The organism is Enterobacter cloacae complex sp. I3 (genome assembly GCF_014896175.1).
In the GTDB taxonomy this organism is placed as follows: Bacteria; Pseudomonadota; Gammaproteobacteria; order Enterobacterales; family Enterobacteriaceae; genus Enterobacter; species Enterobacter bugandensis.
Window position 1 is genome coordinate 1 of record NZ_JADBQZ010000018.1, and the last position, 18,720, is coordinate 18,720.

The 18,720-nt window shown below is 55.9% G+C and carries 16 protein-coding genes and 5 tRNA genes; 6 read left to right on the forward strand and 15 right to left on the reverse strand.

Annotated features, from left to right (window positions below; translation table 11 throughout):
* The 5 genes from IM271_RS14980 to IM271_RS15000 form a co-directional block, all read right to left on the reverse strand.
* A partial coding sequence (locus IM271_RS14980; protein ID WP_227537769.1) for a GTP-binding protein occupies positions 1-156 on the reverse strand: 156 nt, incomplete at its 3' end.
* Positions 157-274: 118 nt separating this feature from the next.
* A tRNA-Thr gene (locus IM271_RS14985) sits at positions 275-350 on the reverse strand.
* 6 nt (positions 351-356) lie between these two features.
* A tRNA-Gly gene (locus IM271_RS14990) sits at positions 357-431 on the reverse strand.
* A 117-nt stretch (positions 432-548) separates the two neighbouring features.
* Positions 549-633, reverse strand: a tRNA-Tyr gene (locus tag IM271_RS14995).
* 8 nt (positions 634-641) lie between these two features.
* A tRNA-Thr gene (locus IM271_RS15000) sits at positions 642-717 on the reverse strand.
* A 317-nt stretch (positions 718-1,034) separates the two neighbouring features.
* Between IM271_RS15000 and coaA the strand changes: the two genes are divergently transcribed.
* On the forward strand, positions 1,035-1,985 hold the full coding sequence (coaA, locus tag IM271_RS15005) for a type I pantothenate kinase (RefSeq protein WP_032644951.1): 951 nt from the start codon (positions 1,035-1,037) through the stop codon (positions 1,983-1,985).
* A 44-nt stretch (positions 1,986-2,029) separates the two neighbouring features.
* Here coaA and dppF read toward each other — a convergent pair whose 3' ends face one another.
* The 9 genes from dppF to IM271_RS15050 form a co-directional block, all read right to left on the reverse strand.
* Positions 2,030-3,043, reverse strand: a complete 1,014-nt coding sequence (dppF, locus tag IM271_RS15010) for a dipeptide ABC transporter ATP-binding subunit DppF (protein WP_048960888.1) — start codon at positions 3,041-3,043, stop codon at positions 2,030-2,032.
* Positions 3,040-4,023, reverse strand: a complete 984-nt coding sequence (gene dppD, locus IM271_RS15015) for a dipeptide ABC transporter ATP-binding protein (RefSeq protein WP_041911597.1) — start codon at positions 4,021-4,023, stop codon at positions 3,040-3,042. The genes dppF and dppD overlap by 4 nt, the downstream gene beginning before the upstream one ends.
* A gap of 10 nt (positions 4,024-4,033) precedes the next feature.
* Positions 4,034-4,936 carry a dipeptide ABC transporter permease DppC gene (gene dppC, locus IM271_RS15020; protein ID WP_028015093.1) on the reverse strand — a complete coding sequence of 301 codons (903 nt, stop codon included), beginning with the start codon at positions 4,934-4,936 and terminating at the stop codon, positions 4,034-4,036.
* A 9-nt stretch (positions 4,937-4,945) separates the two neighbouring features.
* Positions 4,946-5,965, reverse strand: a complete 1,020-nt coding sequence (dppB, locus tag IM271_RS15025; protein WP_028015092.1) for a dipeptide ABC transporter permease DppB — start codon at positions 5,963-5,965, stop codon at positions 4,946-4,948.
* A 177-nt stretch (positions 5,966-6,142) separates the two neighbouring features.
* Complete coding sequence (gene dppA, locus IM271_RS15030) at positions 6,143-7,750, reverse strand: dipeptide ABC transporter periplasmic-binding protein DppA (RefSeq protein ID WP_028015091.1); 1,608 nt, start codon at positions 7,748-7,750, stop codon at positions 6,143-6,145.
* 620 nt (positions 7,751-8,370) lie between these two features.
* Positions 8,371-8,447: transfer RNA gene (locus IM271_RS15035), tRNA-Pro, on the reverse strand.
* Between the two features lie 91 nt (positions 8,448-8,538).
* A complete protein-coding gene (gene eptB / locus IM271_RS15040; RefSeq protein ID WP_028015090.1) occupies positions 8,539-10,233 on the reverse strand; it encodes a kdo(2)-lipid A phosphoethanolamine 7''-transferase in 1,695 nt (564 codons plus the stop codon).
* Positions 10,234-10,471: 238 nt separating this feature from the next.
* The gene (locus IM271_RS15045) at positions 10,472-11,674 is read right to left on the reverse strand and encodes an MFS transporter (RefSeq protein WP_041911599.1); all 1,203 of its coding nucleotides are present in this window, start codon (positions 11,672-11,674) and stop codon (positions 10,472-10,474) included.
* Positions 11,675-11,910: 236 nt separating this feature from the next.
* Complete coding sequence (locus tag IM271_RS15050; RefSeq protein ID WP_069733325.1) at positions 11,911-12,453, reverse strand: lipase; 543 nt, start codon at positions 12,451-12,453, stop codon at positions 11,911-11,913.
* A 160-nt stretch (positions 12,454-12,613) separates the two neighbouring features.
* On the opposite strand from IM271_RS15050, the gene tag reads away from it, so the two are divergent.
* Positions 12,614-13,195 (forward strand): DNA-3-methyladenine glycosylase I, encoded by a 582-nt coding sequence (gene tag, locus IM271_RS15055; protein WP_028015087.1) that lies wholly within the window; start codon positions 12,614-12,616, stop codon positions 13,193-13,195.
* A complete protein-coding gene (locus IM271_RS15060; RefSeq protein WP_028015086.1) occupies positions 13,173-13,619 on the forward strand; it encodes an N-acetyltransferase in 447 nt (148 codons plus the stop codon). The genes tag and IM271_RS15060 overlap by 23 nt, the downstream gene beginning before the upstream one ends.
* On the opposite strand, the gene IM271_RS15065 is transcribed toward IM271_RS15060, so the two are convergent.
* A complete protein-coding gene (locus tag IM271_RS15065) occupies positions 13,582-15,861 on the reverse strand; it encodes a molybdopterin guanine dinucleotide-containing S/N-oxide reductase (RefSeq protein ID WP_248236995.1) in 2,280 nt (759 codons plus the stop codon). The two genes, IM271_RS15060 and IM271_RS15065, sit on opposite strands and share 38 nt — an antisense overlap.
* A gap of 211 nt (positions 15,862-16,072) precedes the next feature.
* Here IM271_RS15065 and IM271_RS15070 point away from each other — a divergent pair, with 211 nt between their 5' ends.
* The 3 genes from IM271_RS15070 to IM271_RS15080 all read left to right on the forward strand — a co-directional run bounded on the left by IM271_RS15070 (position 16,073) and on the right by IM271_RS15080 (position 18,719).
* A complete protein-coding gene (locus IM271_RS15070) occupies positions 16,073-16,735 on the forward strand; it encodes an OmpA family lipoprotein (RefSeq protein ID WP_008502762.1) in 663 nt (220 codons plus the stop codon).
* Between the two features lie 114 nt (positions 16,736-16,849).
* Entirely contained in the window at positions 16,850-17,866 is a 1,017-nt protein-coding gene (locus IM271_RS15075) for a LacI family DNA-binding transcriptional regulator (RefSeq protein ID WP_028015084.1), read from the forward strand.
* Positions 17,867-17,969: 103 nt separating this feature from the next.
* Entirely contained in the window at positions 17,970-18,719 is a 750-nt protein-coding gene (locus tag IM271_RS15080; protein ID WP_193052807.1) for a sugar phosphate isomerase/epimerase, read from the forward strand.
* The last annotated feature ends 1 nt before the right edge of the window (position 18,720 follow it).

Sequence of the window (18,720 nt, forward strand, 5' to 3'; positions counted from 1 at the left end):
GTTATCGATCTGGTCGAATGCACGAGCAGAACCACCGTAGGTTTTAGCCAGAACGGTAGTGATTGCAGCGGTCAGCGTTGTTTTACCATGGTCAACGTGGCCGATAGTACCGACGTTAACGTGCGGTTTTGTACGTTCAAACTTTTCTTTAGACATCGATTGTCCCTCTAAGACACGGATAAATCGGTGATATCACCACATCAACCAGGCGAAATGCCTGAATTGTTGAATACAGTAAAATTGAAACAGAGAGAAACGGGAAGGAGAAGTGAAGTGGTGCTGATACCCAGAGTCGAACTGGGGACCTCACCCTTACCAAGGGTGCGCTCTACCAACTGAGCCATATCAGCACGTATTGGAGCGGGCAGCGGGAATCGAACCCGCATCATCAGCTTGGAAGGCTGAGGTAATAGCCATTATACGATGCCCGCATCCTGAAACTCGGCTACCCAGTTCTTTCTGTAACAAAAAAAGAGATTTCTCTCTTTTTCAGTTTGAGCTGGCTAATTTTTCCAACCAGCTCCGGCGGCATTTACGCTGCCAGAAAGTGGTGGTGGGGGAAGGATTCGAACCTTCGAAGTCTGTGACGGCAGATTTACAGTCTGCTCCCTTTGGCCGCTCGGGAACCCCACCGGACTTGATGGTGCCGACTACCGGAATCGAACTGGTGACCTACTGATTACAAGTCAGTTGCTCTACCTACTGAGCTAAGTCGGCATCAAGTAGCGCGCATTCTATGGATACCTGCGCGGTCATGCAACTAAAAATTTGCATAAAACGTTCTTTCGCTCACATTTTATGCGAACGCAGCGCTAAGCGATGTAAAAGTAGCCATTGCGGGTCAAATAATCAACATACAGGCATGATTTACATCGCATACACCGTAGCGTGACGGCTTCCGCGTAACGCAGCGCTTTCCATCTTTTTTCTTATTATTCCCGCCATCTGGTGTTAACCTCCTGCCCATTGTCCAAAATTAACTGTGTGATGAGCCACGTCCCGGCAGCATAGCGCTGGCTCACTGAAGCATGCTTATGAGCAAAAAAGAGCAAACGTTAATGACGCCTTATCTTCACTTTAACCGCAGCCAGTGGGCTGCCCTGCGTGATTCCGTCCCTATGACGCTGACGGAAGGTGAAATCGCACGGTTAAAAGGGATAAACGAAGATCTGTCCCTGGAAGAGGTGGCAGAAATTTATCTCCCCCTCTCTCGCTTGCTTAACTTCTATATCAGCTCCAACCTGCGCCGTCAGGCGGTGCTGGAGCAGTTCCTCGGAACCAATGGTCAGCGCATTCCTTATATCATTAGTATTGCGGGCAGCGTGGCCGTGGGTAAAAGCACTACCGCACGCGTGCTGCAGGCGCTGCTGAGCCGCTGGCCGGAACACCGCAGCGTTGAGTTGATCACCACCGACGGCTTCCTGCACCCGAACGAGGTCTTAAAAGAACGCGGGCTGATGAAGAAGAAGGGCTTCCCGCTCTCTTATGATATGCACCGTCTGGTAAAATTTGTCTCTGACCTGAAATCTGGCGTGCCGCACGTCACGGCGCCGGTCTATTCACACCTGATTTACGACCGCATCCCGGATGGGGATAAAACGGTAGTCCAGCCGGATATCCTGATCCTTGAAGGTTTGAACGTGCTGCAAAGCGGCATGGACTATCCTCATGACCCGCATCATGTATTCGTTTCGGATTTCGTCGATTTCTCTATTTATGTTGATGCGCCGGAAGATCTGCTGCAGAACTGGTATATCAACCGCTTCCTGAAGTTCCGCGAAGGGGCATTCACCGACCCGGACTCCTATTTCCACCACTACGCCCAGCTTTCTGAAGAAGAGGCGATTAATGTGGCCAGGGGGCTGTGGAATGAGATCAACTACGTGAACCTCAAAGAGAACATCCTCCCGACGCGCGAGCGTGCGAGCCTGATCCTCACCAAGAGCGAGAAGCACGCCGTCGACCAGATTCGCCTGCGAAAATAGTCAGGCAGACATAAAAAAACCGGCTTAGCGCCGGTTTTTTTTCGTTATGCGTGCGGCTTCTCGCCATTTTCATCCTGATCGACCGCAAAGCAGGCGACCAGCTGACCGCCATAATCCTTCAGCTGCGGCTGAAGCTGGGTGCACGGGCCAAAGCGGCGGCTGCAGCGCGCGTTGAAGGCACACCCCGGCGGCGGATTCAGCGGACTTGGCAGTTCACCCGTCAGCTTAATGCGCTCGCGACGATCGTCCGGGTTCAGACGCGGCGTCGCAGACAGCAGCGCCTGGGTGTACGGATGACGAGGATTATTAAAGATCTGCTCTTTGGTCCCCTTCTCCACGCAGCGCCCCAGATACATCACCATCACTTCATCGGCAATATGCTCCACCACCGACAGGTCGTGAGAGATGAACACATAAGACAGCCCCAGATCCTGCTGGAGATCCATCATCAGGTTCAGCACCTGCGCGCGCACGGACACGTCGAGCGCCGAAACCGGCTCATCGGCAATCACCACATCCGGATCGAGCATCAGCCCGCGGGCGATGGCGATACGCTGACGCTGGCCGCCGGAGAACATATGCGGGTAGCGGTCGTAATGCTCGGTTTTGAGGCCGACCTTCGCCATCATTGCCAGCGCTTTTTCACGGCGCTGCTCTTTGCTCAGATTGCTGTTAATCAGCAGGGGCTCTTCCAGGATCTGTCCCACTTTTTTTCGCGGGTTCAAAGAACCGTACGGGTTCTGGAACACAATCTGGATTTTCTGGCGGCGCAGCTTCTGCGCCTGCGGGTCATGCTTGAGCAGATCCTGGCCCTGATAATAGAGCTCACCGCCGGTCGGGACTTCAATCATCGTCAGCAGACGGCCCAGCGTCGATTTCCCGCAGCCTGACTCCCCCACCACCGCCAGCGTTTTACCGCGTTCGAGGTTAAAGGAGACGCCGTCCAGCGCTTTCACCAGGCGCTCGGGGGCAAAAATCCCCTTTTTCACCGGGTAGTGTTTTTTCAGGTCGATGGCCTGCAACAGCGGCTGCTGCGTGGTGGCCTGTTGCGTACTCATAGTGTTGGCCTCCCGGCATCATCGAGTGGGTAGTGGCATTTTGACTGTCGACCGTCGGCCAGCAGATTCAGCTCTGGCTCCTCAACGCGGCATTTGTCCGTGGCATACGGGCAGCGCGGATTAAGCAGACAGCCCTGCGGACGGTCGTATTTGCCCGGAACCACGCCCGGCAGCGACGCCAGACGCGCTTTGTCCTGGGCAAACTCCGGCAGCGCGCGCAGCAGTGCCTGCGTATACGGATGACGCGGCGCGCGGAAGATATCGTGCGAATTTCCGGTCTCAACCACCTGGCCCGCGTACATCACGATGATCTTGTGTGCGGCTTCGGCCACCAGCGCCAGATCGTGCGTAATCAGCACCAGCGCCATGTTCTCTTTCTGTTGCAACTCCAGCAGCAGCTCGATGATTTGCGCCTGGATGGTCACATCCAGCGCCGTTGTCGGTTCATCCGCAATCAGCAGCTTTGGTCGACAGGCAATCGCCATGGCGATCATCACGCGCTGGCTCATCCCACCGGAAAGCTGGTGCGGGTATACGTCCAGCCGCGATGCCGGGTCAGGAATACCCACCTGGTTCAGCAGGTCGATCGCGCGCTGGCGACGGGTTTTCTTGTTACCACCCTGGTGCACCTTAATCGCTTCCATAATCTGGAAGCCGACCGTGTAGCACGGGTTCAGGCTGGTCATCGGGTCCTGGAAGATCATCGCCACTTCGGCGCCCACCAGCTGGCGGCGCTGTTTCTCAGAAATGCGCTTAAGGTCCTGACCGTTGAACTGCAGGTTTTCCGCCATCACGCGGCCCGGGTAATCAATCAGCCCCATGATTGCCAGTGAACTCACCGACTTACCGGAACCGGACTCCCCGACGATACCAACCACTTCGCCCTGATTGACGCTGTAGCTGATGCGGTCCACGGCGCGAAACGGGGTGCCTTCGTCGCCGAAGTGCACCGATAATTTATCTACATTTAATAACGCCATCTCGTGCCTCTTACTGCTTCAGTTTGGGATCAAGCGCATCACGCAGGCCATCACCCATCAGGTTAAATGCCAGCACCGTCAGCAGGATTGCCAGACCCGGGAAGGTGACAACCCACCAGGCGCTTTGTGCGAACTGCAACACGTCGGAGAGCATGGTGCCCCACTCCGGTGTTGGCGGCTGCGCACCCATGCCCAGGAAGCCAAGAGCGGCCATATCAAGAATGGCGTTAGAGAAACCGAGCGACGCCTGAACGATCAGCGGCGCAAGGCAGTTAGGGAAGATATTGACGAACATCTGGCGCATCGCACCGGCACCCGCCACGCGAGAGGCGGTGACGTAGTCGCGGTTCACTTCCACCAGCACCGCCGCACGGGTTAAACGCACGTAGTGAGGAAGCGCCACGAAGGTCAGCGCCAGGGCGGCGTTACCGATCGACGGGCCGAAGATCGCCACCAGCACCAGAGCCAGCAGCAGGCTTGGCAGTGCCAGCATGATGTCGACGATACGCATAATGATGTTATCAACGATGCCGCCGAAGTAACCGGCAACCAGGCCGAGGATGATCCCCATAATCAGGGAGAGCACCACCACCAGACAGCCAACCAGCAGCGACAAACGCGCGCCGTACATCAGACGCGACAGCACATCGCGGCCCACATCATCGGTACCCAGCAGGTGCGCCAGGCTACCGCCATCCTGCCATGCAGGAGGTGCCAGCAGCGCATCGCGGAACTGATCCGCCGGGTTATATGGCGCCAGAAAGTTCGCAAACACCGCAATCAGGATCATGATAGCGACATACACCAGCCCGACTACCGCGCCTTTATTGCGCTTGAAGTAGTGCCAGAACTCCTGCAGCGGCGTCATTGGAACCGGTGCAGCAACAGCTTTGTTTTCAGAAACCTGTGACATGATGGCCCCTTACTTCTTATGACGAATACGCGGGTTCACCACGCCGTACAGCAAATCGACCAGCAGGTTGACGAGGATAATCATCGTCGCGACCAGCAGCACCCCACCCTGCACCACCGGATAGTCACGGCGTTGCAGCGCATCAATCAGCCAGCGTCCGAGGCCCGGCCAGGAGAAGATGGTTTCCGTCAGGATCGCCCCCGCCAGCAGCGTACCCACCTGGAGGCCGATAACGGTCACCACCGGCAGCATGGCGTTACGCAGCGCGTGGACGATGATGACGCGCATGCGGGTTAAACCTTTGGCGCGCGCGGTACGGATGTAATCTTCACCCAGCACTTCCAGCATGGAGGAACGGGTCATACGCACGATCACCGCCAGAGGAATGGTGCCCAGCACCATGGCAGGCAGGATCATGTGCGCGACGGCATCAATGAAGTTGCCCTCCTCGCCCCAGATGGCCGTGTCGATCAGCATAAAGCCGGTTAACGGATTGGTATCATCAAGGAAGACCATATCGCTGACGCGTCCGGAGACCGGCGTCAGGTTCAATTGCACCGAGACCAGCATGATCAGCATCATGCCCCACCAGAAGATAGGCATGGAGTAACCGGTCAGCGCCAGACCCACGGCGGTATGGTCGAAAATAGAGCCACGCTTAACGGCAGCCAGTACCCCAACAGGAATACCCACCGCAGTGGCGAAAATCATGGCGCAGATGCCAAGCTCCAGCGTCGCTTTAAAACGCGGCACGAACTCGTCCCACACCGGAAGACGGCTTTTTAACGAAATCCCTAAGTCACCGTGCATCACGCCCCAGATATAGTGGAGGTACTGCTGCCACATCGGCTTATCGAGGCCGAGTTCAGCCAGCAGCTGCGCATGACGTTCAGGGGAGATACCACGCTCGCCCGCCATAATCATTACCGGGTCGCCGGGGATCATATGGACGAAGGCAAAAGTGAGAAGGGTGATACCGATAAACGTAGGGATAACAAGTCCCAGACGTCGGAGGATGAACTGCAACATAACCCGGATTCTCTCTGATGACGCACGGCCAGTGGCGTGACGTCTGTATTGCTCACAAATCTTATTCCCTCCCCTTTCAGAGAGGCAATAAAGCACTGCTGCCGGGTGGCGCTACGCTTACCCGGCCTACATACCGTAGGCCAGTGCAAGCGCAGCGCCGCCTGGCGTTGCTTTTAATTATTCAACCGATACGTTTTCGAAGTGGTGTTTGCCCAGTGGATCAACCACGTAGCCCTTCACTTCTTTACGCACTGGCTCATACACGGTGGAGTGAGCAACAATCAGTGCCGGAGCCTGATCGTGCATAACAACCTGAGCCTGCTTGTAGAGTTCAATACGTTTGTTGTGATCGTCAGTCGCACGCGCCGGCTGGATCAGGTCTTCAAACGGCTTGTAGCACCAGCGAGAGTAGTTAGAGCCGTCTTTCGCTGCCGCACAGCTGAACAGGGTGGCGAAGAAGTTGTCCGGATCCCCGTTGTCACCGGTCCAGCCCATCATTACCGCCTGGTGCTCGCCCGCTTTGGCGCGCTTCAGATACTCGCCCCACTCGTAGGTCACGATCTTGGCCTGAACGCCAATTTTCGCCCAGTCAGCCTGGACCATTTCGGCCATACGGCGTGCGTTCGGGTTGTACGGACGCTGTACCGGCATCGCCCACAGCTCGACGGTAAAGCCTTTATCCTGGCCCGCTTCTTTCAGCAGCGCTTTCGCTTTCTCAGGATCGTAACTGTAGTCCTTAACGTCGTCGTTATAGCCCCACATGGTTGGTGGGATCAGGTTCTTGGCAGCAACGCCCGCGCCCTGGTAAACGGCCTTGATGATCGCTTCTTTGTTCACCGCGTAGGTCAGCGCCTGACGTACTTTCACGTCATCAAACGGTTTCTTCTCGGTATTGAAGGAGAGATAGCCCACGTTCAGGCCCGCCTGCTCCATCAGGTTGATGTTCTTGTCCTGCTTCATGCGCGCGATATCTGCCGGGTTCGGGTACGGCATCACCTGGCATTCGTTTTTCTGCAGTTTAGCGTAACGTACGGACGCATCAGGCGTGATGGAGAAGACCAGACGGTCGATCTGCGGCTTGGTGCCCCAGTAGCCCGGGAACGCTTTATACAGAATACGGGAGTCTTTCTGGTACTGCAGCAGCTGGAACGGGCCGGTACCGATTGGGTTCAGGTCCACTTTTTCCGGCGTGCCGGCTTTCAGCATGTTGTCCGCATACTCTTTAGAGAGAATAGAGGCGAAGTCCATGGCCAGGTCAGCCAGGAATGGCGCTTCCGGACGGGTCAGCACGAACTGAACGGTTTTATCATCTACTTTTTTCACTTCGGCGATCAGGTCCGGCAGACCCATCCCTTCGAAGTATTCGTAGCTGCCGCCAGACACTTTGTGGTACGGGTTCTGGGCGTTTTTCTGACGGTCGAAGGAGAACACAACGTCGTCGGCGTTAAAGTCGCGCGTTGGTTTGAATTCTTTGCTGTCCTGCCACTTCACGCCCTGGCGCAGGTGGAAGGTATAGGTTTTGCCGTCTTCGCTGATGTCCCACTTCTCGGCCAGACCCGGAATCACTTCCGTGGTGCCGGTTTTGAATTCAACCAGACGGTTATAGATCGGTACAGAGCTTGCGTCGTAAGTCGTACCAGAGGTAAAGAGCTGTGGGTTAAAGCCTTCCGGCGAGCCTTCAGAACAGTAAACCAGGGTTTTTGCCTGTACGCTTGCTGCCACGGTCATAGCCACCAGGCTCAGACCAAGCTTCAGCATCCCTGACTTCTTCAAGGAAATACTCATTATTCTGCTCCAATGTGATGTTTTGCTTTGTTGTGTTACGCCGCCAGACCTTTATTTATTTTTTACCCGGTCCGGTCGGAGGTGCCCGAAGGCGTTAAAGGGATGGAGAATCCTTTCAGAAGAGCGTTTGAGTTGCAGCGCAGATCGTCCCTGAAATGCCCCTCATGCCCTACAATCTGTCAACAGAATGTGAAAACGTCAATACAGGTGACGGGGATTTGCGCCGAGTGTGAGAAACCGCAAACAAAGATTAAAAAAACCCTGAACGCCAGTTTTCAGCAGGGAAATTTATGCTACTCGCCAACTTGCAGCACAAATATCTTCATATTTCGCAACAATCAGTGATTAACTTTTATTCAGAATGGGTAAATTTTCTTGCAGAATGGTGATTATCTGAGCACTAAATACCGCGAACGTTAAAACGCACAGCGAAAAATGCTGAGGTTATCCATAAGCAACGCGAAAAAAGATCAATCTATATATAAAAAAATACAATGGATTATGTCACAAAATCGTTAACAGGCAGGAAGAAGCGGGGATAAGGGGCATTTTACTGAATCTGGATGAGTAAGCCGTTAATGCAAAAAGGGCTAACCTTGCGGTTAGCCCTTTTCAGAATGTGGTCGGCGAGAGAGGATTCGAACCTCCGACCCACTGGTCCCAAACCAGTTGCGCTACCAAGCTGCGCTACTCGCCGAATGCGGAGCGCATCTTACTGCTGAGGTGCGCCCCCGTCAATCCCTTATTTTCAAAAAGCCATTCAACTGGCGATATTCTCGCCAGAGCAGCTACTGCGCGGCTTTTGCGGTGTTATCAGGGAGTTTACACCAGTTGTTGTTTTCGTTAATCCCACCGTTCGGTGAGGTATAGCCGAGGCAACCCATAATGGTGTCGTACAGCTCAACGTGACGACGCGGCACCTTCATTTCCGCCTCTTTCTTAAGCTGAGCAAACATCTTCGCTTTCTCCGGATTTTCAAGATACTTATCCGACATCCACATGATCATCGGCACGCGGAACTGCTCCGGCGGTGCCAGCTTGCGCGGCGTACCGTGCAGGTGCTCTTTCTCATTAATGGACTCACCGTGGTCTGCGGCGTAGATAACAATCGCTTTTTTATCACGCAGCTGGTCAATCACGCGGCTCAGGAAGGTATCCACATACAGAACGGAGTTATCGTAGGCGTTGATCAGCTCCTGCTTGCTGCAGTCTTTATTAATGCCTACGCACTCAGGCTGCCATTTCGCGAAATCACGCGTGTAACGCTGGTAATAACTGTAATGCGACCCTTTGGTATGCAGAATGACGAGATGTTTGCCCTGCGGGTGATTCTTCAGAGACTGGGACATCTCCTCAAGCAGCAGCATGTCGTCAACGTTTTTCCCGCGGTTGCGAGGCTCGGCACCTATCTGCTCACGATACGCGATGTTATCTGCCAGCGTGTTGGTGTAGAACCACATCTCACTTTGCATGGCGAACAGATCGGAGCTAAATCCAAGCTGCTTCAGCACGGCAAAGACGTTTTGCTCTTTGAGGGTACGCTGCGGGTTATCGCTCGCCCCGCCTTCACGCACAAACATACAGCGCAACGAGAGCTTCGTGGCGGTATCGCAGGAATAGCCGCGGTAAGCCACCAGATTCTTCTCCTGCGCCAGTTTCGGCGTGGTATCGCGGTCATAACCGAGGATACCCATATGATCCCAGCGCGTCGTTTCACCGATGACAAAGACTACGTAAGTATCATCCAGCCCGTCAGCCGGCGCCTGGTAGGTGAACTTTTTGGTCGGGTTAATCAGCGATTTCACATCGCTGGATTCGTCCGCCTGCGCCCAGGCGTAAAGACCTAACGCGGACAGCCAGTTGGACGGCAGATACGAGTTAGCCACTACGCCGCCATAACTCGGCATATCCACGCCCGTCGCTTTTTCGATCCGTTTTTGCTGTTTTTCCATCAGGCGAATCGGCGCCCACACCAGCAGGCCCGCCAGCAGAACGACGGCGACGTTGCGGATGCGCTGTCCCCGGGTACGCAGCTGGCGTAACAGGGTATAACGGCAGGTATTACTCCAGATAAAGAAGAGCGGGATCAGGCAGGTCAAAATCGTCCATATGATGAACCCTTGACCCACCACCTCTTTCGAGAGGTCGATGTCCGTGGTCATCACCGAGGCGACAATACCGTAGCCAATGACCACGTTCATGAATGTCATGTAATAGCTTGCGGCGGCAGAGATAATCACCACCAGCGAGGCCAGAATTTGCCATGTACGTCGGCCAAAAAGTGAGAGCAGGCGTAACAGGAAGAAGGTTGCCAGGATAGAGCCAAACACTTCGATGACGGCAAAAATTCCATTTCTTACGCTGAGGTGTTCGAAATAACCTTCCACACGTCTGAACAGTACCGCGCCATTCAGAAACAAACCGATATAGACAGCCAGCATCAGACACAATCTTTGCTGGGTAAGAGACCTAATATATTTCATGCAAACAACCCTGGGGGAAGGGGTATAAAGACCCGCCGAATCTCAGTGAGAAAGCTGACAGAGTAAGTAGATGCGAGCGAAACCGTTATCAGAAACGTCTACAAGCGCGATAAGTAGACCACAGCGGGAAAGAAAAGTGGCAGCAGAGAGTGTGATCGAGGAAATTTTTTACAAAATAACAAGTCCGGAAGTGATGTTGAGATAAAAAAAAGAGGCCCTGAGGCCCCTTTTCATCGAATCATGCATGCGCTTCTTTATACACCTCGCGCTGCGGCTGACGAATCGTTGTGGACAGCGCCAGCGAGATAATCAGCAAGGCAAATATCACGCAGAAGGTTACGTAGAAGCCACCGAACAGCGAGGCAATCAGCGACCCGCAGATACTGCCGATACCGAAGCCGAGATAAATGACGCCGTAGTTTTTCGCCAGATTGTTGAGGCCAAAGAACTCGCTCACCAGCGACGGGAAAACGGTAATGGTGCCGCCGAAGTTAAAGGCGACGCAGGCAATCGCCGCAAAGAAGGTCGCCTCGTTCAGCGGTGCAAACAGCAGCGCCGCCATGCCTACCAGAGAGATGACCTGCCCCAGCGTAATCACGCGGATGCGGGCGATTTTGTCAGACAGGATACCGAGCACCAGACGACCCGAGAGGTTAGCAATGGAGATGACCGTCACCGCATTCGCCGCCGTCGCGGCATCCAGTTTTACCATCCCCTGCGCGATATCTTTCGCCACGCCAATAACATACAGACCGCTCATGCAGGCCGTCAGGAACATCACCGCCAGCATCCAGTACTGCGGCTTACGCATGGACTGTGCGAGGGTGAAATCATTCTCCACCACGCCGTTTACGGTTTTCACTTCCTGCTGCGGGGCATCTTTCATCAGCGTGGCACCAAACAGAATCATCACCAGGACAATAGCCCCCCAGATCATGAACGTTTTTTCGAGGCCAACGGACGCCAGCAGTTGAGAGTCGATAAATTTAAAGCCAAGGCTGCCCAGGCCATAGGAGCCGATAGCAAACGCGGAGATCAAGCCTTTACGCTCCGGGAACCACTTCACGCAGTTCGACAGCGTCAGCAGGTAACCTGCGCCGTCCGCCAGCCCCACCAGCACGCCGGCGCTCAGCCACAGCATCATCAGGTTGCTGGAATGCGCCGTCAGGAAAAAGCCCAGGCCCAGCAGAATGCCGGAGGCCATGGTCACGCGCTTCACGCCGAAGCGTTCCTGAAGTTTGCCCGCCACGGAAGAGGAAATCGCTAATCCAAGACTCAGTAAGCCGAAGGAGAATGCCACCTGGCTTATCGGCGCGCCGAGCTTATCAGACAAGGCGCTGTTAAACAGACTCCAGGTATAAACCGAACCCAGTGCGAACTGGGTAATGATGGTGCCGAATAGCGTCAGCCAGCGCGTGCGGTTATAGGTTGAGGTGTTCATGGCAGTATCCTGCAAGAGAAATTAAGGAAGTTCGCTGAGGACACGATAAACAAAACCCCAAAATGCCAGGGGTAAAACGGCATGAAATGCAGGAGAAACGGAATGAAATGCCTGGAAGCGGGAATGAACGACCTTGCCGGAGAAGAAAACGTTTAAAGGTGAGTGACCACTATCACCACACCCCTCGCCGTTATTGTATTAAATATGTTACCGCAGCGTTTAAAAAAGTAACAACCCTAAAATTTGGCGCTTAAGCCCAGGGTATACAAATATTCTTCTTCCGACTGCTGGTTGTAGCTGATCTTCGCCCAGGGGTGTAAATCGCCGTACTGGGTATCAACACGCCACCCCAGCGAGTTCACGCTGGCATGCCAGAGGGGTTCGGTAAGCGACTGCGCGGTGGTTGAATCACTAAACGTATTTACCGTTGAGGGTGGAGTGCCATCTGTGCGCCACGCCATGACCGGCCCGGTTGTGATATGCCCCGCCACGGGAAAATTCCAGCCAACGCTCAGAACGGTTTCCGCATCCGAACCGGATGGGTCGTTCAGCGCAAAGCCCGCAGCATTCTGCGAATGGTTAATACGCTCCGCGAGAATATCTTCATAACGAGGTTGGTGATCGGCGTCCCATGTATAGCGTTCTGTCGTATTACTTTGTGCATCTGAAACGATATATTCCTGTTGCCATGCAAAAGCGGTGTTACATATAAGCAGGCAAGCTGAAACGCCCACCAGGCCAGAAGCAGCATGGCGACCACTGATTTTTTTTATCATCATCAAAGCGACTCCAGAAAGAGCCGAGTTCGGCGATATATGTCATTGTTCGAAGAGGTATTGGGGCATATAGCCCTGTATTAACTATTGTCTCTTTAGCAGACACGTCAAGCCGGGCAGATTGAAATTTTTGCGTTTATCGTATCAGGAAGGGAGATGACCTATGCAACGTTGCGGTTGGGTAAGCCAGGATCAGCTTTATATCGATTATCACGACAAGGAATGGGGCGTACCGGAAACCGACGGTGAAAAACTGTTTGAAATGATTTGCCTTGAAGGCCAGCAGGCCGGTCTGTCGTGGATCACCGTTCTGAAAAAGCGTGAGAACTACCGCAATGCCTTCCACCGGTTCAATCCGGCTGCGGTGGCCGCCATGACCGACGACGACGTGGAAAGACTGGTTCTGAATCCCGGTATCATCCGCCATCGCGGTAAAATTCAGGCCATTATCGGTAACGCGAGGGCTTATCTGGCGATGGAGCAAAACGGCGAACCCTTCTCAGCATTTGTCTGGTCGTTTGTGGATAACGAGCCGAAGGTGACGCGGGCCGCCACGCTTGCAGAGATCCCAACCTCGACCCCTGCCTCGGATGCCCTGTCGAAAGCGCTGAAAAAACGCGGCTTCAAGTTTGTGGGCACCACCATCTGTTACTCCTTTATGCAAGCCTGCGGGCTGGTCAATGACCATATTACGGGCTGCATCTGCCACCCGGAGGGCAACCATGATCCGCAAATGGCACAGTGAGAATACCGCTCAGCTCCTGAGACTGTGGCTTGAGAGCACCACCGAGGCGCATCCGTTTATCGACGCCGACTACTGGAAAGCGAACGAAGCGCTGGTGCGGGATGAATACCTTCCCGCCGCCGAAACCTGGGTCTGGGAGGAGAACGGTACGCCGCGCGGTTTTATCAGCGTCATACAGTCGCAGTTTGTGGGGGCGCTGTTCGTTACGCCAGCGTATATCGGAAAAGGCATCGGGCGCGCGCTGCTGAACCATGTTCAACAGCGCTTCCCGCACTTAACCCTGGAGGTGTATCAGAAAAACGTCCGGGCGGTGAATTTCTATCATGCTCAGGGCTTTCGCATTGAAGACAGCGCCTGGCAGGATGACACCCAACACCCGACGTGGATCATGAGCTGGCAGGCGGATCAAACGCCGTTAAGGTAAGCTCGGGCCCCTCATATTTCTCGACCCAGGCCAGCGCCGTGTTCCCTGCGCAACCATTCCCCAGCTTCGAGCTGGGGAGATCTTTGGTCAGCACGTTAACCGCCCCGTTTTTACAGATCCCACCTTCGGTGGGCTCAAGGTCGGGCCAGGCTCCCTGATGAATACAGATCACGCCTGGCTTAATCCCGTCGCTGACCACCGCCCCTGCCAGCACCTGTCCACGCTGGTTCCAGACGCGCACCACGTCACCGTCCGCAATCCCACGCGCTTTGGCGTCTAAAGTATTGAGCGTAATTGGCTCCCGCCCGGCGACCGCATACTGCTCGCGCAGAGAGGTGTAATTAAGCTGACTGTGCAGACGATGCGCCGGATGGGCAGACAGCACCTGCAGCTGCTCCGGCTGAGCGTTGCCGTGCCACTCGTCCGGCTCCAGCCACGAAGGGTGTGGCGGACAATCGGCATATCCAAAGCTGGCGATGCGCTCGCTGTAGATCACAATCTTGCCGCTCTCGGTTTTCAGCGGATGGTTTTCCGGGTCGCGACGGAAATCGGCGAAACGGACAAATCGGGCGTTCTGTTCGCTTTCCGGCATTTCGAGAATCTGGTTCGCCTCCCAGAATTCAGCAAATGGCGGAAGCGTCACGCCCTGCGCCGCACCGCGCTGTCCGGCGATCTGGTAGAAACTCTCCAGCCACTGCAGGTCATTTTTCCCTTCGGTAAAGCGTTCGCGACCGCCCGCTTCCCAGAGCTCGCTCAGTTCAGCAAACACGTCAAAATCATCACGCGCTTCATCACGCGGGGCCACCACGCGCTTCATCGGCACCATATGCTGGTTGCTGTAATCGCCGGTCATGGTGAGATCGTTACGCTCAAACGACGTGGTCGCCGGCAGCACGATATCGGCATGTTTGGCCGAGGCGGTCCAGAAGCACTCGGAAATCACCACCAGCTCCGGCTTTTGCCAGGCGCGGATCAGGCGATTGGTATCCTGATGGTGCGTGAAGTTTGCCCCGCCCGCCCACCAGACAAACTTAATGTCCGGAAAGTGGCGGTCCAGACCGTTATGCTGATAAAAACCGCCCGGGTTTTCCAGGGCTTCAACGATTCGTGCCACCGGGATTTTATCCACGGCATCCACGCCGCCCTGCACCGAGCCTTGCAGGGACGCCAGCACCGCCGCTTTACGCGTTGGGTTACCGCCGTTCGCAAAATGATAGGAAAGACCAAAACCGCCGCCCGGCGTACCAATCTGTCCTAGCATCGCGGCAAGGGTCACCAGCATCCAGTGTTTCTGCTCGCCAAACTGCTGGCGCTGCATCCCCCAGCCGGACATTAACATCGTGGTATTTTTATGGAACAGTGCCGCCAGTTCGCGGATTTTAGCGGCTGGAACGCCACAAATTTCCGCGGCCCACTCTGCCGTTTTCACTACCCCATCAGATTGGCCCGTCAGGTAGTCGGCGAATTTGTCGAAGCCGGAGGTGCACCGGGCGAGGAAATCGCGGTCGTGCCAGCCGTTCTCCACCAGCGTATGGGCGATACCCAGCATCATCGCCACGTCGGTGCCCATATGCGGAGCAATCCACTCGGCGCTGTCGCCGAAGAAGTCCATGGTTTCAGAACGCATCGGATCAATGCAGATGATGCGTTTGCCGCTTTTGCGCAGCGCGTCGAAATACCCCATCCCCTGCTCGTCGCTGGCATTCCAGGCAATTTTCAGCGTGTTCAGCGGGTTGGCGCTCCACAGCACCACCACGTCGGTGTGCTGCAGCACCAGCGGCCAGCTGGTCTGCTGCTGGTACACTTCGTTTCCTCCCACGACGTACGGCATGATCGCCTGCGCCGCACCGGTGGAGTAATCCCCGAGATGACCGGTATAGCCCCCGGCCAGGCTCATGTAGCGCTGCAGCAGGGTCGAGGCCTTATGCAGCACGCCGTTCGAGCGCCAGCCATAGGAGCCGGCAAAAATGGACGATGGGCCATAGCTGTCGCGAATGCGCTTATGCTGCGTATGGATCAGCGCCAGCGCATCGTCCCAGCTCACGCGAACAAACTCATCCTGACCACGGATCCCCTGCGGCTTATCCGGCGAGGCCAGAAAACCTTTGCGCACCATCGGCCAGCGCACGCGCGTTTTGCTGTGCACCTGATCGCGTACGACGGTCTGTAACGAATTGGGATGTTGTGTTGGCAGTGCCCCACGGGACGACAGAACATTTTCGCCATCGGTTTCGACCAGCATCGGCCCCCAGTGGGCGGCGGTCAGAATGGTTTTTGTTGAGGTGCTCAAGCGTGCGCTCCTGGTTGCGTGCAGGTTTACGGCCTTCTCGTTGAGGTCGTTTATGGTTTGTCACAAATTTCAGAGTTATACCCGGAATTTTCTCCGTATCTGGACGTCATAATCAACTGCCACGCTCGCCGTGGCAAAGAATAAAAAGGATTAAGGAAAGAAGATGAAAAAACGCGTACTCGTTATTGCCGCTCTGGTGAGCGGTGCACTGGCTGTTTCTGGCTGCACAACCAACCCTTACACCGGTGAGCGCGAAGCGGGTAAATCCGGCATTGGCGCAGGTATCGGCTCGCTGGTCGGCGCAGGCGTTGGGGCACTCTCCTCCTCCAAGAAAGACCGCGGCAAAGGTGCGCTGATTGGCGCAGCGGCAGGTGCGGCGCTGGGCGGCGGCGTCGGTTATTACATGGACGTGCAGGAAGCGAAACTGCGCGACAAAATGAAGGGAACCGGCGTGAGCGTCACCCGCAGCGGCGATAACATCATCCTGAACATGCCGAACAACGTGACCTTTGACAGCAGCAGCGCCACGCTGAAACCTGCGGGCGCGAACACCCTGACCGGCGTGGCGATGGTGCTGAAAGAGTACAACAAGACCGCCGTGAACGTGATTGGCTACACCGACAGCACCGGCAGCCAGGATCTGAACATGCGTCTGTCTCAGCAGCGTGCCGATTCCGTGGCCAGCTCCCTGATAACCCAGGGCGTTGAAGCAAACCGCATCCGCACCAGCGGCATGGGCCCTGCCAATCCTATCGCCAGCAACAGCACGGCGGAAGGTAAAGCGCAAAACCGTCGCGTAGAGATTACGTTGAGCCCGATTCAGTAATCCCCGAGGGAGAGGGCCGGGGTGAGGGCAACAGACCGCACACCCCGGCATGAACCACTTGCCATCGTTGATTTTCCCGCTAAGGTATTCTCACTAAATTCAGGGAAATCAGCGATGAGCAAACCAGCCCGGGCCACCATCAGCGACGTGGCGAAAGCCGCCAAAACCGGTAAAACCAGCATTTCGCGCTACCTCAACGGCGAGAAACATCTGCTGTCCGACGCATTGCTGGCGCGTATTGAACAGGCCATTGCCGATCTCGACTATCGTCCCAGCCTGATGGCGCGCGGGCTCAAACGCGGTCGCACCCGTTTGATCGGCCTTATTATCGCCGATATCACCAACCCCTACTCCGTCAACGTCCTCAGCGGTATCGAGGCCGCCTGCCGCGAGAAGGGCTTCACGCCGCTGGTCTGTAATACCAACAACGAAGTCGACCAGGAGCTGCACTACCTCGATCTGCTGCGCAGCTACCAGGTGGAAGGGATTGTGGTTAACGCAGTAGGCATGCGTGAAGAGGGCCTGAATCGCCTGCAGCAGTCCTCCCTGCCAATGGTCCTCATCGACCGTAAAATCCCGGAATTCGCCTGCGATGTCGTCGGGCTGGATAACACCCAGGCAGCCACAACCGCGACCGAGCACCTGATCGAACAGGGCTTCGAAGCGATTCTTTTCCTGAGCGAACCGCTGGGCATGGTAAATACCCGACGCGACCGCCTGGCGGCATTTCGCGCCACGCTTGCGCGTTATCCCGGTGCGATCGCCGAAAATGCCGAAACGCCGCTTCATGAAGCCGACCAGATCGACAACACCCTGCGCCAGTTCCATACCCGCCATCGCGGGATGCGCAAAGCCGTTATCTCCGCCAACGGGGCGCTGACGCTTCAGGTCGCCCGCTCGCTCAAGCGCATTGGTCTGCACTGGGGCAGCGATATCGGTCTGCTGGGCTTTGATGAGCTGGAGTGGGCGGAGCTGGCTGGCGTGGGTATTACGACCCTTAAACAACCCACCTGGCAGATTGGCTATGCCGCTGTAGAACAAGTGATTCGTCGTATTGAGGGCACCCGCGATGCCGTACGCGAGCAGGTCTTCTCCGGCGAGCTGATCGTTCGCGGCTCCACCGCCCGTTAATTCCCCCTTGTGATAGCGATCATAAATTCGACATCCTGATCTTTTCTTTGGAACCGGTTCCATCTAGCGTAATAGTATTGATATGTTGCGATGGAGTCCGAAGATGGGCAGGAAAATCATGGTGGTCACCGCCGCGTATGGCGCGGAACAGGTGCGACAGGCAGGCGGTCAGCGGGCGATGCTCCCCGTTATTGCCGGCGCAGGGGCAGACGGCGTGGAGATCCGCCGCGAACTGTTTAACAGCGAAGAGCTGCTGGCGCTGCCTGCACTGAGCGAATCCATCGAGCTAATGGGTCTGCTGGCGTGCTACTCCGCGCCCGCCGCCCTGTTTATGCCCGACGGCACCCTCAACCCGGACCTGCCCCGCTATCTCTCTGAGGCCAACACTCTTAACGCCCTATGGCTGAAGGTTTCCCTCGGCCATTTCAGCGACACACAGCCTCTCGACGCCCTGCGCGCCCTGCTGAACGCCAGCGGTATGGCGCTTGTTGTGGAGAACGATCAGACCGACTGCGGGCAGCTCGCGCCCATGCGGCGCTTCCAGGCCGCCTGTCGGGAAATGGCGTTGCCCGTCACGCTGACCTTCGACATGGGCAACTGGCTGTGGGTCGGCGACTCCCCCGAAGAGGCCGCGCGTCACCTGGCCCCTGCGGTGAGCTATATCCACGTTAAAGCCGCCGTTCCGCATAAAGATAACTTCCGCGCCGTGGCGCCGGACCGCGCAGACGCGCGCTGGCTGGATCTGCTCGGCCAGCTGCCTGCAGGTGCACCGCGCGGTATTGAGTTCCCGCTGGAAGGGGCGGATTTAACCGCCGTTACCCGTCATTACGTCAACCTGCTGCGCGAGGAGTAAA

Coding starts and splice junctions, on each gene's coding strand:
- dppB (WP_028015092.1), bottom strand. CDS start 5,965: ATGTTGCAGTTCATCCTCCGACGTCTGGGACTTGTTATCCCTACGTTT.
- dppF (WP_048960888.1), bottom strand. CDS start 3,043: ATGAGTACGCAACAGGCCACCACGCAGCAGCCGCTGTTGCAGGCCATC.
- IM271_RS15070 (WP_008502762.1), top strand. CDS start 16,073: ATGAAAAAACGCGTACTCGTTATTGCCGCTCTGGTGAGCGGTGCACTG.
- dppC (WP_028015093.1), bottom strand. CDS start 4,936: ATGTCACAGGTTTCTGAAAACAAAGCTGTTGCTGCACCGGTTCCAATG.
- IM271_RS15045 (WP_041911599.1), bottom strand. CDS start 11,674: ATGAACACCTCAACCTATAACCGCACGCGCTGGCTGACGCTATTCGGC.
- dppD (WP_041911597.1), bottom strand. CDS start 4,023: ATGGCGTTATTAAATGTAGATAAATTATCGGTGCACTTCGGCGACGAA.
- IM271_RS15080 (WP_193052807.1), top strand. CDS start 17,970: ATGGGCAGGAAAATCATGGTGGTCACCGCCGCGTATGGCGCGGAACAG.
- dppA (WP_028015091.1), bottom strand. CDS start 7,750: ATGAGTATTTCCTTGAAGAAGTCAGGGATGCTGAAGCTTGGTCTGAGC.
- coaA (WP_032644951.1), top strand. CDS start 1,035: ATGAGCAAAAAAGAGCAAACGTTAATGACGCCTTATCTTCACTTTAAC.
- IM271_RS15065 (WP_248236995.1), bottom strand. CDS start 15,861: ATGCTGGTCGAAACCGATGGCGAAAATGTTCTGTCGTCCCGTGGGGCA.
- IM271_RS15075 (WP_028015084.1), top strand. CDS start 16,850: ATGAGCAAACCAGCCCGGGCCACCATCAGCGACGTGGCGAAAGCCGCC.
- eptB (WP_028015090.1), bottom strand. CDS start 10,233: ATGAAATATATTAGGTCTCTTACCCAGCAAAGATTGTGTCTGATGCTG.
- IM271_RS15060 (WP_028015086.1), top strand. CDS start 13,173: ATGATCCGCAAATGGCACAGTGAGAATACCGCTCAGCTCCTGAGACTG.
- IM271_RS15050 (WP_069733325.1), bottom strand. CDS start 12,453: ATGATGATAAAAAAAATCAGTGGTCGCCATGCTGCTTCTGGCCTGGTG.
- tag (WP_028015087.1), top strand. CDS start 12,614: ATGCAACGTTGCGGTTGGGTAAGCCAGGATCAGCTTTATATCGATTAT.